The 12,927-nt window shown below is 55.4% G+C and carries 14 protein-coding genes; 10 read left to right on the forward strand and 4 right to left on the reverse strand.

Translation table 11 applies throughout. The features are described 5' to 3' along the window. The first annotated feature begins 6 nt into the window (after positions 1–6). The 3 genes from clpA (at position 7) to AC0TNJ_RS05340 (ending at position 3,720) form a co-directional block, all read left to right on the forward strand. A complete protein-coding gene (gene clpA / locus AC0TNJ_RS05330) occupies positions 7–2,481 on the forward strand; it encodes an ATP-dependent Clp protease ATP-binding subunit ClpA (RefSeq protein ID WP_122001624.1) in 2,475 nt (824 codons plus the stop codon). A gap of 133 nt (positions 2,482–2,614) precedes the next feature. After that, the gene (locus AC0TNJ_RS05335) at positions 2,615–3,376 is read left to right on the forward strand and encodes an AzlC family ABC transporter permease (RefSeq protein WP_473770491.1); all 762 of its coding nucleotides are present in this window, start codon (positions 2,615–2,617) and stop codon (positions 3,374–3,376) included. Then, positions 3,373–3,720 (forward strand): AzlD domain-containing protein, encoded by a 348-nt coding sequence (locus tag AC0TNJ_RS05340; RefSeq protein ID WP_473770492.1) that lies wholly within the window; start codon positions 3,373–3,375, stop codon positions 3,718–3,720. The genes AC0TNJ_RS05335 and AC0TNJ_RS05340 overlap by 4 nt, the downstream gene beginning before the upstream one ends. 14 nt (positions 3,721–3,734) lie before the next feature. Here the strand turns inward: AC0TNJ_RS05340 and AC0TNJ_RS05345 are convergent, their stop codons facing one another. The 4 genes from AC0TNJ_RS05345 to AC0TNJ_RS05360 form a co-directional block, all read right to left on the reverse strand. Then, complete coding sequence (locus tag AC0TNJ_RS05345) at positions 3,735–4,157, reverse strand: HIT family protein (RefSeq protein ID WP_473770493.1); 423 nt, start codon at positions 4,155–4,157, stop codon at positions 3,735–3,737. Between the two features lie 70 nt (positions 4,158–4,227). Beyond that, positions 4,228–5,415: a GNAT family N-acetyltransferase gene (locus AC0TNJ_RS05350; protein ID WP_473770511.1), complete on the reverse strand. Its 1,188-nt coding sequence runs from the start codon at positions 5,413–5,415 to the stop codon at positions 4,228–4,230. Between the two features lie 53 nt (positions 5,416–5,468). Next, positions 5,469–6,194, reverse strand: coding sequence for a glycerophosphodiester phosphodiesterase (locus AC0TNJ_RS05355; protein ID WP_122001628.1), 726 nt, complete (start codon positions 6,192–6,194; stop codon positions 5,469–5,471). A gap of 1 nt (position 6,195) precedes the next feature. Beyond that, positions 6,196–6,660: a RidA family protein gene (locus AC0TNJ_RS05360; RefSeq protein ID WP_122001629.1), complete on the reverse strand. Its 465-nt coding sequence runs from the start codon at positions 6,658–6,660 to the stop codon at positions 6,196–6,198. Positions 6,661–6,802: 142 nt separating this feature from the next. Here AC0TNJ_RS05360 and eipB point away from each other — a divergent pair, with 142 nt between their 5' ends. From eipB to AC0TNJ_RS05395, 7 genes are all read left to right on the forward strand, one after another. After that, positions 6,803–7,642, forward strand: coding sequence for a cell envelope integrity protein EipB (gene eipB / locus AC0TNJ_RS05365; protein ID WP_473770494.1), 840 nt, complete (start codon positions 6,803–6,805; stop codon positions 7,640–7,642). Between the two features lie 197 nt (positions 7,643–7,839). Next, positions 7,840–8,610, forward strand: a complete 771-nt coding sequence (gene rpsB, locus AC0TNJ_RS05370; protein WP_122001631.1) for a 30S ribosomal protein S2 — start codon at positions 7,840–7,842, stop codon at positions 8,608–8,610. A gap of 187 nt (positions 8,611–8,797) precedes the next feature. Further along, positions 8,798–9,715 carry a translation elongation factor Ts gene (tsf, locus tag AC0TNJ_RS05375; RefSeq protein ID WP_122001732.1) on the forward strand — a complete coding sequence of 306 codons (918 nt, stop codon included), beginning with the start codon at positions 8,798–8,800 and terminating at the stop codon, positions 9,713–9,715. 171 nt (positions 9,716–9,886) lie between these two features. Continuing rightward, positions 9,887–10,609 (forward strand): UMP kinase, encoded by a 723-nt coding sequence (gene pyrH / locus AC0TNJ_RS05380; protein ID WP_006471613.1) that lies wholly within the window; start codon positions 9,887–9,889, stop codon positions 10,607–10,609. Positions 10,610–10,642: 33 nt separating this feature from the next. Further along, positions 10,643–11,203 (forward strand): ribosome recycling factor, encoded by a 561-nt coding sequence (gene frr / locus AC0TNJ_RS05385; RefSeq protein WP_006466949.1) that lies wholly within the window; start codon positions 10,643–10,645, stop codon positions 11,201–11,203. A 35-nt stretch (positions 11,204–11,238) separates the two neighbouring features. Then, positions 11,239–12,006 carry an isoprenyl transferase gene (locus tag AC0TNJ_RS05390; RefSeq protein ID WP_122001632.1) on the forward strand — a complete coding sequence of 256 codons (768 nt, stop codon included), beginning with the start codon at positions 11,239–11,241 and terminating at the stop codon, positions 12,004–12,006. A gap of 71 nt (positions 12,007–12,077) precedes the next feature. Further along, a complete protein-coding gene (locus tag AC0TNJ_RS05395; RefSeq protein WP_473770495.1) occupies positions 12,078–12,890 on the forward strand; it encodes a phosphatidate cytidylyltransferase in 813 nt (270 codons plus the stop codon). The last annotated feature ends 37 nt before the right edge of the window (positions 12,891–12,927 follow it).

Below are 12,927 nucleotides of genomic sequence, written 5' to 3' on the forward strand. Positions count from 1 at the left end.
GGTCATATGCCATCGTTCTCCCCAAGCCTTGAAAGGGCCCTGCATCAAGCCCTTACAATAGCAAACGAGCGGCATCACGAATATGCGACGCTCGAACATCTTTTGCTTGCCTTGATCGACGATCAGGACGCGGGCGCAGTGATGCGTGCCTGCAGCGTCGACCTTGAGCATCTCAAGCGTATCGTCACCGATTATATTGATCGCGAACTGGATAATCTCGTCACTGGTTATGATGAAGATTCCAAGCCAACCGCCGCTTTCCAGCGCGTCATTCAGCGCGCAGTCATCCACGTGCAATCCTCGAACCGTGAGGAAGTGACCGGCGCCAATGTGCTGGTTGCCATCTTTGCGGAACGGGAAAGCCATGCTGCCTATTTCCTCCAGGAGCAGCAGATGACCCGTTATGACGCGGTGAATTATATTTCGCACGGCATTTCCAAGCGTCCGCAGAGCAGCGAAACCCGCCCGCCGCGCGGCGCAGAGAGCGCAAGCGAAGAACGGACAAATACCGAACAGGAAGAAAGCGCGAAGAAGAAGCAGGACGCGCTGTCCGCCTATTGCGTCAATCTCAATGAGAAGGCCAAGGCTGGGCGCATTGATCCGCTGATCGGACGTGACAGCGAAATCAGCCGCACCATTCAGGTGCTCTGCCGCCGTTCGAAGAACAACCCGCTTTATGTGGGCGATCCGGGTGTTGGCAAGACCGCAATCGCTGAAGGTCTTGCCAAGCGGATCGTTGAGGGACAGGTTCCGGAAGCACTTGCCGATGCGACGATCTTTTCGCTCGACATGGGCACGCTTTTGGCTGGCACCCGTTATCGCGGTGACTTCGAGGAGCGTCTGAAACAGGTCGTCAAGGAACTCGAAGAGTATCCGGGTGCAGTCCTGTTTATTGACGAAATTCACACTGTCATCGGCGCAGGCGCTACTTCGGGCGGGGCAATGGACGCGTCGAACCTGTTGAAGCCTGCGCTTTCATCGGGTGCCATCCGCTGCATCGGGTCGACGACCTATAAGGAATATCGTCAGTTCTTCGAGAAAGACCGGGCCTTGGTGCGTCGTTTCCAGAAGATCGATGTGAATGAGCCGTCGATCCCGGACGCGATTGAAATCATGAAAGGGCTGAAGCCCTACTTCGAGGATTTCCACAAGGTCAAGTACACGGTTGATGCCATCAAGACGGCGGTGGAATTGTCTGCTCGTTATATTTCGGATCGCAAATTGCCCGATAAGGCAATTGATGTGATCGACGAAACAGGCGCGAGCCAGATGCTGTTGCCTGAGAACAAGCGCAAGAAGACCATCGGCGTGAAGGAAATCGAAGCGACAATCGCGACGATGGCCCGTATCCCGCCGAAGTCTGTATCGAAAGATGACGAACAGGTTCTGTCGCATCTGGATGCCGAGCTGAAGCGGGTCGTCTATGGCCAGGATCTGGCAATCGAAGCACTGTCAGCCTCGATCAAACTTGCGCGTGCGGGACTACGTGAACCGGACAAGCCAATTGGCTCCTATCTGTTCTCTGGCCCGACCGGCGTAGGCAAGACGGAAGTTGCCAAACAGCTGGCAAGTTCGCTTGGCGTGGAACTCCTGCGTTTCGACATGTCGGAATATATGGAGCGTCACACCGTATCGCGGCTTATCGGTGCACCTCCCGGTTATGTCGGCTTCGACCAGGGCGGTCTCCTGACCGATGGCGTCGATCAGCATCCGCATTGCGTGCTGCTGCTCGACGAAATCGAGAAGGCGCATCCGGATTTGTTCAATATCCTGTTGCAGGTCATGGATCACGGTTCACTAACCGATCACAACGGCAAGAAGATCGACTTCCGCAATGTGATCCTGATCATGACCACCAATGCCGGTGCGTCGGATATGGCCAAAGCGGCAATCGGCTTCGGTTCCACGCGTCGCGAAGGCGACGATATGGAAGCGATCAACCGCCTGTTCACGCCCGAGTTCCGTAACCGGTTGGATGCGATCATTCCGTTCGGTCCGTTGCCAGTTCCGGTCATTCATCAGGTTGTGCAGAAGTTCGTGCTTCAGCTCGAAGCACAGCTTGCTGAACGCGGGGTGACTTTTGAGTTGACGGAGGGTGCAATCGCTTGGTTGGCTGACAAGGGATACGACGAGCGCATGGGTGCACGTCCGCTTGGCCGGGTTATCCAGGAACACATCAAGAAGCCATTGGCTGATGAAGTGCTGTTTGGAAAACTCAAGCATGGCGGCACGGTTCGTGTGGATGTCGTGACCAAGCCGGATGGAAAGACCGATCTGGCGCTGGAGAGTGTGGCCGACAAGCCGGTAAGTCCGAAGAAGGACATTCCGGCGGAAAAGAAGCTGCCGCCGCGCAAGAAGGCTGCTCCGAAGAAGGCAGAGAAGGAGAAGGTATTGGCTGGCAAGGCTGAGCCTGCGCCAAAATCCTCATCGAAGACTTCGGCGACCAAATCTTCGGTGCCCAAGGTGCCGCGCAAGAAATAATCGGAACGGATACGGCCCCTCCGGGGGCCGTTTTTCTTGGATATGTGACGAGCATGGACGAAAACTGAGATTTTCCCATTCAGGCGGAAGAAACTGGGTGCAACTTGCTTGGACCTTGCTCTAACGTGGCTCCATGCCTCTGATTCATTCCAGTGCTCCTCAGCAGACCGTGGAAGATCGTCGTCAAATGCGATGGTTTTTGCGCGGTTGTATGCGCATTTGCAGCATTCCAGCTCTATTATTGATGAGTTCCTTTATCGGTTTCGCGGGACTGGCGATCGAAAGTGGCATCACCGTTGTTCAGGCCGTTTTCATGACCCTGACCATCTGGGCTCTTCCGGCGAAGGTTGTTCTGATCGGTGCGATTAGCGCAGGTGTGGCTCTGCCTGCTGCGGCGCTCGCCGTTGGTTTGTCTTCTGTGCGTCTGATGCCGATGGTGGTTGCGCTGCTGCCTGAGTTGCAGGGGCCGAAAACGCGGAAGCTGACACTGTTGGCTCTTTGCCATTTCGTTGCGGTTACCGCCTGGGTCATGGCCATGGAAGAACTGCGCAAGATCCCGCGTGATATGCGAACCAGTTATTTCGCGGGAATAGGGATGGTTCTGGTGGGAACCAATGCGGTTATCGTCGCTATCGTCTATTCGCTATCGACGTCTTTTCCACCAATCGTTTTTGCTGCACTTTTCATGCTGACGCCAATGTACTTTCTGACCTCGCTTTGGCGCTCTGCCAGGGAGCGGGCGGGGCAGGTTGCGATGATCTCGGGGATGGTTCTGTTTCCCATATTCCATCATCTGGCCCCCGGCTACGACCTGCTGATCACTGGTGTTCTCGGCGGATTGATTGCGTTCGGTTTTCACCGTATGCGCCGTCGGCCGACAGGAGCAGATGAATGAACTGGGATAGTTTTTCGACCTGGTGGTGGCCGTTTCTGTTTATTTTGCTGGCCGGAGCACTTCCAACCTATCTGTTCCGCGTGATGGGAGTGCTGGTTGGTGGGCGCGTACGGGAGGATTCGGAGGCTCTTGTTTTCGTGCGCTGCGTTGCAACGGCGCTGGTTGCAGGTGTTATTGCGCAGCTTATTCTCTATCCCAATGGAGAACTGGCCAATTCACCTCTCTGGCTCCGCGCTGGTTCCGCCGTTGCAGGATTTGCCGCCTTCCTCCTCACAGGCAAGCGATTGCTTGTCGGCGTGCTGGTTGCGGAAATCCTGCTGGTCATCGGCCTGCTTACTCTTTGAAAGTGTAAGTCATATCAGAGTGCTGCACGAATTTTTTCAGCATTTGCTGAAAGAACCGTGGCGTCTTCCATCTGTCCGGTATGCGGCTTGAGCGCCACGCCTTCAAAGCGCGGGATTACGTGGAAGTGCAGGTGGTAAACGGTCTGCCCCGAGGCCGGTTCGTTGAACTGCATGACGGTTACGCCGTCGGCATTGAATGCTTTTTTTACGCCTTGCGCGATTTTCTGCACGGCCTGAATGACGTTTGCGAGCGTTTCCGGCTTGGCATCGAGCAAATTGCGAGAAGGCGCCTTTGGCACAACCAACGTATGGCCCGTGCCTTGCGGCATCACATCCATGAAAGCAACGACATCGTCCGTTTCATAAACACGGGTGGATGGGATTTCGCCGCGCAGGATTTTGGCGAAGATATTGTTGTCGTCATAGGTGGCTGACATGCGATTCTCCAATGCGAAATGTTTGGCAGGATCAGACCGTATCAAGTCGCGTTAGGCAAGGTGGATAGGCTTATGCATCCCTGAACGGCGAATGTTCTTCCAGAGCGCTTCGAATCTGTTCGACTTCACGGCGTTCATGATCGAGATAGTCGCGCACTGCATTCCGAAAACCTTCATGGACAATATAATGCGCCGAATGAGTTGTGACCGGAACGTAGCCGCGTGCAATCTTATGCTCGCCCTGTGCGCCAGCTTCGACGACGCTGAGCTTGCGCTCAATGGCAAAATCGATTGCCTGATGGTAGCAAACCTCGAAATGCAGGTAGGGATGATCTTCAATGCAGCCCCAATGACGACCGAAAAGTGTATCGCCACCGATGAAGTTGATCGCGCCGGCAATATAATGTCCGTTGCGTTTGGCCATCACGAGCAGGATGTCGTCGGCCATACTTTCACCGATCAGCGAATAGAACTGCCTGTTCAGATAGGGGCGCCCCCATTTGCGGCTGCCCGTATCCATATAAAATGCAAAGAAATCGTCCCACACAGATTCCGTAAGGTCACTGCCGGTCAGCCAGTCGATTTGGATGCCATCCGACACAGCCTCGCGCCGTTCTTTTTTTAATGCCTTGCGTTTCCGGGATACAAGTTCGCTCAAAAAGTCATCGTAGCTTTTAAAGTTCTTGTTTTTAAAGTGAAACTGCTGATCCGTGCGATGAAGAAAGCCGGCGCGCTTTAACGCGGCGATCTCATCCGGCAGTGCAAATGTAACATGCGCTGATGAAACACCGGTCTGATCTGCCAGCTCCCGCAGTCCGCCAGCCAGCGCCAGTCGAACCGCTTCGCTTTCATAGGCGATGTGATTGAGCAGGCGTGAGCCGGCGACCGGGGTGAAAGGCACCGCAGCCTGAAATTTCGGGTAATATTGTCCTCCAGCGCGCTCGAAAGCGTCGGCCCATCCATGGTCGAAGACATATTCACCTTGGCTGTGCCCCTTGAGATAGTTCGGAACGGCCCCGATGAGGCGTCCTTGGTTATCCTCAAGGCGTAAGTGACGAGGAAGCCAACCCGCTTTTGGTGAAACCGAGCCTGATTCTTCCAGAGCCAGCAGGAAATTGCGGGTAATGAAGGGATTGTAATGTGTGTCCTGCCGGGATGCCCCGACAAGACTGTTCCATTCGTCTGCCGTGAATTCGCTGATATTTTCAACGACACGAAGAACGAAGCTCTGTTCATTCTGCGGATCTTCGTCGTTCACCGCTATTCCTTTGCCGTTATCGCGCATATTCTGCTGCGCTCGGCGTGTTGCCGTCAAGCCACGAGGGCGTGTGGATCAAAGCCTTCGAAGGTGATCTGGTCGACATTGAGATCGCTATGCTTCTGCATTTCCCGATCCCGCACGGTCCAACTGATCACCGGCATCTGCAACTTTTCCCGAACGAAGGTGACGAACGGGTTAGGCAGATGGTGCACATTATAGGATACGAAGGAGATACCACGCGCCAGCATGGAGAAATGACGCTCAAAGTCTTCCATGCGAGTACCTTCGGCGGTAAGTCCCCCTGGGATTCCAGGTGCATCTGCTGCAAAGCGGCGAATGAGGTGGTGATCGAAAGACATGATCGCGGCTTCGCCCTTGTAGGACGACAGTTCTCCGGCAACAGCGGCAACCAGGCCGTCATCCTTGCCCTCGATGCCCTTCAGCTCGATAACGAGTGGGACGCGGCCATCGACCAGTTCAAGCATCTGGCGAAGCGTCGGCACATGATCGGCGGTGCCGCCGACCTTGAGCGCTGTCGCTTCGGCAAGCGTCAAATCGCTGATGTAGCCTTCGCGACCGGCAAGCCGCTTCAGATCATCGTCGTGGAAAACGACCACGCCACCGTCACGGGTGAGATGAACGTCGCATTCAATGGCGAACCCCGCTCTTGCTGCTGCCTCAAACGCTGAAAGGGTGTTTTCCCAGCGTTCCTTATTAAGGTCGTGCAATCCACGATGCGCGATGGGGCGCTTCTTGATCCAGTCGATGGAGGTCATGTCAGGCAACCTCAATGATCGCTTCTATTTCGACAGGTGCATTCAGCGGTAAACTCGCAACGCCAACAGCCGAGCGGGCATGTTTGCCTGCGTCGCCAAGAACAGCCACGAGGAGATCCGATGCGCCGTTGGCAACCAGATGCTGTTCCACAAAGTCGGGAGTGGAGGCTACAAATACGGTAATTTTTACAATCCGCTTGATGCGGCCTAGATCACCGAGAGCAGCCTTCGCCTGAGCAAGGATGTTGACAGCGCAGGCACGCGCAGCGGCTTGTCCGTGCGCTACCGTCAGCTCATCACCGATCTGACCCGTATGCACCAGCTTGCCACCTTCCAGCGGAAGCTGGCCAGATGTGAGAAGCAATGAACCGCTTTGTGCAAAAGGAACGTAGTTGGCGGCAGGTGCCGCAGCTTCCGGAATGGATATACCCAGATTTTTAAGGCGGCTGTCGATCGTGTCGGTCATTGTATTAATCCTTGCTTGCAAAGGTACTTCTCGATCTGGCTACAGGCAGAATCGGTGAAGCTTATGGGAAGGGTGCTTTTTTTGCCTCGCTTCCGCCACGAGTTTTTTTATCATGCTCGTCAACTCATCGGGAGATTCATGTATGCGTTTTTTCAAGAGTGCGGTTGTGGCGGGCGGAACGGTCGCTTGTGTATGGGCCGGATTTGCTGGCGTTGCCTATGCGGCCTCAACGGTAACGTTGGTTCCACATCGCGCGGTCTACGATCTGACACTGGATCGGGCCGATGAAAAATCAGGGATCAGCGGTTTGACTGGTCGCATGGTCTATGAGTTTAACGGATCGGCGTGCGAAGGTTACACCACCAATTTCCGCTTTGTGACGCGAATTGATATGGAAGAGCAGCCGCAGCGCGTGACCGACCAGCAGACGACCACATTCGAAGGCGCGGACGGAAAGAACTTCCGCTTCGTCAACAAGACCTTTGTGGACAAGGAGCTGGTCAAGGAAGTGCGCGGCGACGCAAAGCTCGAGGGCGGCAAGACAGTTGTTGAGCTGAGCAAGCCAAAGGAAAACAAGCTTGACCTCAAGGGAACGCAATTTCCCACCGGTCATATGGAAGAACTTATAGGCAAGGCGGAAGCGGGGCAGAAATTCTACCAGACATCGCTTTTCGATGCTTCCGAAGATGCTGATCGCGTAGTCGCTACCACTGTCGTTGTCGGCAAGCAGCAAGCTTTGCCGGACGATGAGACCAAGGTCATGGGCAAATTTTCCAAGGATCAGGTCTGGCCGGTAACGATTGCCTATTTCGACGATAAGGAAAAGCAGGACGGACTGCCGATCTATCGCATCAATTTCAAGCTCTATCGCAATGGCATTACCCGCGACCTCACAATGGATTATGGAGATTTCTCCATGCGCGGAAAACTTGTGAAGCTTGATGTCTATGATGCGGCAAAACAGGCGGCGACCTGCAAATAAACGTGTTGGGCGGCGTGGTTTTTCGCCTGTTCGCTGCTATATTGTGCGGGCGACTTGCAATTTGCGGCGCGATCAGTTAACAGCGCGCCTATTCCACACACGGGATTGGGCTTTTGTCGGGAGAAATCCGGCAAAAACCTCCGGTGGCGAGAAATCGCCTCAGCCCGTGGAGGTTAAACCGGAAAAGGAAAATAAAGATGGCATTGCCTGATTTCAGCATGCGCCAGCTTCTGGAAGCTGGTGTTCACTTCGGCCACCAGACTCATCGCTGGAACCCGAAAATGGCACCATACATCTATGGTGACCGCAACAACATCCACATTCTCGATCTGTCCCAGACCGTTCCTCTGCTGCACAATGCGCTGAAGATCGTTTCGGACACGGTTGCTCGCGGCGGTCGCGTGCTGTTCGTCGGCACGAAGCGTCAGGCTTCGGACATCATTGCCGATGCTGCCAACCGTTCGGCACAGTACTACGTCAATGCACGCTGGCTCGGCGGCATGATGACCAACTGGAAGACGATCTCCAATTCGATCCAGCGTCTGCGCAAGCTCGACGAACTTCTGGCTGGCGAAGCTCAGGGCTTCACCAAGAAGGAACGCCTCAACCTCGAGCGCGAGCGTGAAAAGCTTGACCGCGCCCTCGGCGGTATCAAGGACATGGGCTCGGTTCCGGACCTGATGTTCATCATTGACACCAACAAGGAAGCGATCGCTATTCAGGAAGCCAAGCGTCTTGGCATTCCGGTTGTCGCAGTGATCGACTCGAATTGCGATCCGGACCAGATCGACTACCCGATCCCGGGCAACGACGACGCCGCGCGCGCTATCGCTCTTTATTGCGATCTGATTGCTCGCGCCGCTCTCGACGGTATCGCTCGCCAGCAGGGTGCAATGGGCATCGACGTCGGTGCACAGGTTGAAGCTCCGGTTGAGCCAGCCCTCGAAGCCCCGGCTGAAGGCGCTTAATCAGCGTATGATTTCATCCATCCGTCATATCTGTGATAGGGCGGGTGGATAATCTCGTTTCATCCCGGTGCGAGATTGTGATTCCTGCAGTGCAATGCTCAGGTCAGGTCGCGATCCAGAAAACAAGCGCCGGTTAAATGTTGGCACACCCATCCGGTGTGCCTTCGCTTTCATGAAAGGCGACATCATGAGCATTTCCGCATCTCTCGTCAAAGAACTCCGCGACCTCACCGGCGCCGGCATGATGGACTGCAAGGCTGCACTTGCTGAAACCAATGGCGACATCGAAGCTGCCGTCGACTGGCTGCGCGCCAAGGGTATTGCAAAGGCCGACAAGAAGGCTGGTCGTACGGCTGCCGAAGGTCTGGTTGGTGTTGCAGCTTCCGGTAACAAGGCTGTTGTCGTAGAAGTCAATTCCGAAACCGACTTCGTTGCCCGCAACGAGGCTTTCCAGGATCTCGTCCGCAAGATCGCTCAGGCCGCCCTGTCGACCGATGGTTCGACGGAAGCCGTGGCCGGCGCCAACATTGACGGCAAGACCGTTACCGAAACGGCAAAGGACGCTGTTGCCACCATTGGTGAGAACATTGGCTTCCGCCGTTCGGCTGCGCTGACCGTCCCGCAGGGCGTTGTCGCGACCTACATTCACAACGGTGTTGCTGATGGCCTCGGCAAGCTCGGCGTTCTCGTTGCAATCGAAACCGCTGGCGATGCAGAAGCTGCAAGCGCATTTGGTCGCCAGGTTGCCATGCACGTCGCTGCGATCAACCCGTTGGCGCTGACCGCCGAAGACGTTGATCCGGCTGCTGCCGAGCGCGAAAAGGCAATCTTCATCGAGCAGGCCCGTGAGTCCGGCAAGCCGGACAACATCATCGAAAAGATGATCGAAGGCCGTATGCGCAAGTTCTACGAAGAAGTTGTTCTTCTTTCGCAGGCTTTCGTCATCAATCCGGACCTGACGGTCGCGGCTGCCCTCAAGGAAGCTGAAAAGACCATTGGTGCTCCTGCCAAGATCACGGGTTTTGTCCGTATCGCTCTCGGTGAAGGCATCGAGAAGGAAGAAACCGATTTCGCTGCTGAAGTGGCTGCTGCTGCCAAGGGCTAATCGATCGGTTTTTCAGCGCATCTTGTCCCGAAAACCGGTTTCCGCTTTTCGGAATGCGCTGAATGCCTGAAAAGGCTTTTGATTATGAAGGGCATCGCGTGACAACGCGGTGCCCTTCGTGTATCGGAACCCGAACACATCCACTTGATCACAATCTGCGGAGAGCATCCAATGCCAGGTCAACCCGCCTACAAACGCGTCCTTTTGAAAGCCTCGGGTGAGGCATTGATGGGCAGTCAAGGCTTTGGCATCGATGTTTCCGTTGCAGACCGTATTGCAAGCGATATCAAGCAGGCACGGTCGCTCGGAGTCGAAGTTGGCGTCGTCATTGGTGGCGGCAACATTTTCCGTGGCGTCGCTGTGGCTTCCAAAGGCGGCGACCGCGTGACCGGCGATCATATGGGGATGCTGGCTACCGTCATCAATTCGCTGGCGCTGCGTACCTCCCTGCACAAAATCGGTGTCGATTCTGTCGTGCTCTCCGCCATTGCCATGCCGGAAATCTGCGAGAGCTTCTCGCAGAGACAGGCTACGGCCTATATGGACGAGGGCAAGGTCGTGATCTTTGCTGGCGGCACCGGAAATCCGTTCTTCACGACGGATTCGGCAGCGGCTCTTCGCGCTGCGGAAATCGAGGCGGATGCTCTTTTGAAGGGCACGCAGGTCGACGGAATCTATTCTGCCGACCCCAAAAAAGATCCGAACGCCACACGTTTCGACCGTCTGACCCACAAAGAAGTTCTCGATCGCGGGCTTGCGGTCATGGATACAGCCGCTGTTGCCCTTGCGCGTGAGAACAACATTCCGATAATAGTCTATTCCATCCATGAAAACGGCGGCTTGGCCGAAATTCTGCAAGGCAAGGGGCGCTGCACGATCGTTTCCGATAATTGATCGACCCTTGCTGCGTATCGAAGGAGAAAATGCATGAGTGATGCTTTTGACATCAACGACCTGAAACGCCGCATGGAAGGCGCTATCAATTCTTTGAAGCACGATCTTGGTGGCCTGCGTACGGGCCGTGCTTCCGCAAGCTTGCTGGAGCCTATTGTCATTGAAGCCTATGGCTCGACAATGCCGATCAACCAGGTTGCCAATATTACGGTTCCCGAATCGCGCATGCTGTCGGTTTCCGTGTGGGACAAGAGCATGGTGGGTGCCGTGGAACGCGCAATTCGCGATTCAGGTCTCGGGCTCAATCCTATCACCGACGGTACGACGCTGCGCATTCCGCTTCCGGAGCTGAACGAACAGCGCCGCAAGGAACTGGTCAAGATAGCACACCAATATGCCGAGCAGGGTCGCATCGCTGCCCGCCATGTGCGTCGCGACGGTATGGACACGCTGAAAAAGCTGGAGAAAGACAGCCTCATCAGTCAGGATGATAGCCGTGTTCTGTCGGAAAAAGTGCAGAAGCTGACCGACGAAACCATTGCAGAGATGGATAAGATCGTTGCAGTGAAAGAAGGGGAGATCATGCAGGTCTAGGACTTGCATGGTTTTCATTGAAGGAGAGCTTCGCCATGTCCGAACCGCGCCACATCGCCATTATTATGGATGGCAATGGCCGTTGGGCGAAGGCACGCAACTTGCCCCGCAGCGCTGGACACCGGGCAGGGGTCGAAGCTCTTCGCGAGACTGTACGGGCAGCCGGGGATCGTGGCCTTGGCTACCTTACCTTGTTTGCATTCTCTTCGGAGAACTGGTCGCGCCCAAGCGGAGAGGTGAACGACCTCCTTGGTTTGCTGAAGATTTTTATCCGTCGCGATCTCGCGGAGTTGCACCGTAATAATGTGCGCGTCAGCATCATCGGCGAACGCGAGGAGCTTGCCGCCGATATCCGGACGTTATTAGTCGAGGCGGAAACGCTTACCCATCGCAATACCGGCCTCAACCTGATCATTGCTTTCAACTACGGTTCCCGCGACGAGATCGTTCGTGCCGTGCGAAGCTTGGCGCGCGACGTCGCAGCCGGCCTGCTTGATCCGGCGTCTATTTCCGCTGAACTGATCTCAGCTAACCTTGATACGGCAGGCATACCCGATCCGGATCTTATCATCCGCACGAGCGGGGAAATGCGGTTGTCGAATTTTCTGCTCTGGCAAGCGGCATATTCGGAGTTTCTGTTTCTGCCCATTCACTGGCCAGATTTCCGCTCATCGGACCTCGATGCAGCCTATGAGGCTTTCCGCCAGCGTGAGCGTCGATTTGGCGGTGTTGAAGTGCGCGCGGGAATCGAAGAACTCGAAGAAGAAATCGCATGCCCTTCGACCAAGGGGGCAGCAGTCTAAAGTGGTTCCCGAGAATCGGAACCACTGAAAATGCTCTAATGAGGCGCAAGCCGGTCCGTCGAAAGGTCTCAATGTCCAATCTTCAAACCCGCATCATTACTGCTATTGTTCTCGGTGCAGCTGCCTTGTGGCTGACCTGGATAGGCGGTTTGGGTTTCACGCTGTTTTCGATCACGATCGGATTGGCCATGTTCCACGAGTGGACCAGCTTGACTGCACCCAAGCAGACGTTGTTTTCGCGGGTGTTCGGTTGGGGATGGCTGGTGCTTACCAGTATTCTGCTCCTTATGGACCGAAGCGCATTGTTGACGATTGGCGCTCTAATAGCGGGCGCTTTCATACTTCTGCTCACCCAATGGCGGACAGGGCGCGGCTGGCCAGCGGCAGGGCTATTCTATGCGGGGTTCTCCGCCGTTTCGCTTTCGCTCCTGCGCGGTGACGAACCCTTCGGCTTTACGGCAATTGTTTTTCTTTTTGCAGTTGTTTGGTCCACCGATATCGCAGCCTATTTCAACGGCCGGGCATTGGGCGGGCCGAAACTCGCACCGCGCTTTTCGCCGAACAAAACATGGTCCGGCGCTATCGGTGGTGCCGCTGCCGCGGTGGCGGGTGGCATTCTGGTTGCCTCTCTGGTGGCGGCTCCAGGCAGTTGGCTGGTGCCGTTGCTCGCATTGCTACTGTCTATCGTTTCACAGATCGGCGACCTTGCAGAATCGTGGGTGAAGCGTCAGTTCGGCGCAAAGGATTCGGGGCGTCTGCTACCAGGACATGGCGGTGTTCTGGATCGTGTGGACGGACTTGTAGCGGCCGCCGCACTTTTGTACCTGTTTGGTGCAATTTTCGCCGAGCCAGATGTGCCGTCTGCGATTTTCTTCAGTTTCTAAGGGCCCAAGAGAATTGTTTGATTCATATGGTTTTGGT

This window comes from Ochrobactrum sp. PL_is483 (assembly GCF_055816855.1).

Bases quoted from the DNA above. Each gene is read 5' to 3' on its own strand.
- AC0TNJ_RS05345 (WP_473770493.1), bottom strand. From the start codon at position 4,157: ATGTCAGCCACCTATGACGACAACAATATCTTCGCCAAAATCCTGCGC.
- clpA (WP_122001624.1), top strand. From the start codon at position 7: ATGCCATCGTTCTCCCCAAGCCTTGAAAGGGCCCTGCATCAAGCCCTT.
- AC0TNJ_RS05390 (WP_122001632.1), top strand. From the start codon at position 11,239: ATGTCCGAACCGCGCCACATCGCCATTATTATGGATGGCAATGGCCGT.
- tsf (WP_122001732.1), top strand. From the start codon at position 8,798: ATGAGCATTTCCGCATCTCTCGTCAAAGAACTCCGCGACCTCACCGGC.
- AC0TNJ_RS05355 (WP_122001628.1), bottom strand. From the start codon at position 6,194: ATGACCTCCATCGACTGGATCAAGAAGCGCCCCATCGCGCATCGTGGA.
- pyrH (WP_006471613.1), top strand. From the start codon at position 9,887: ATGCCAGGTCAACCCGCCTACAAACGCGTCCTTTTGAAAGCCTCGGGT.
- eipB (WP_473770494.1), top strand. From the start codon at position 6,803: ATGCGTTTTTTCAAGAGTGCGGTTGTGGCGGGCGGAACGGTCGCTTGT.
- rpsB (WP_122001631.1), top strand. From the start codon at position 7,840: ATGGCATTGCCTGATTTCAGCATGCGCCAGCTTCTGGAAGCTGGTGTT.
- AC0TNJ_RS05395 (WP_473770495.1), top strand. From the start codon at position 12,078: ATGTCCAATCTTCAAACCCGCATCATTACTGCTATTGTTCTCGGTGCA.
- AC0TNJ_RS05335 (WP_473770491.1), top strand. From the start codon at position 2,615: ATGCCTCTGATTCATTCCAGTGCTCCTCAGCAGACCGTGGAAGATCGT.
- AC0TNJ_RS05340 (WP_473770492.1), top strand. From the start codon at position 3,373: ATGAACTGGGATAGTTTTTCGACCTGGTGGTGGCCGTTTCTGTTTATT.
- AC0TNJ_RS05360 (WP_122001629.1), bottom strand. From the start codon at position 6,660: ATGACCGACACGATCGACAGCCGCCTTAAAAATCTGGGTATATCCATT.
- frr (WP_006466949.1), top strand. From the start codon at position 10,643: ATGAGTGATGCTTTTGACATCAACGACCTGAAACGCCGCATGGAAGGC.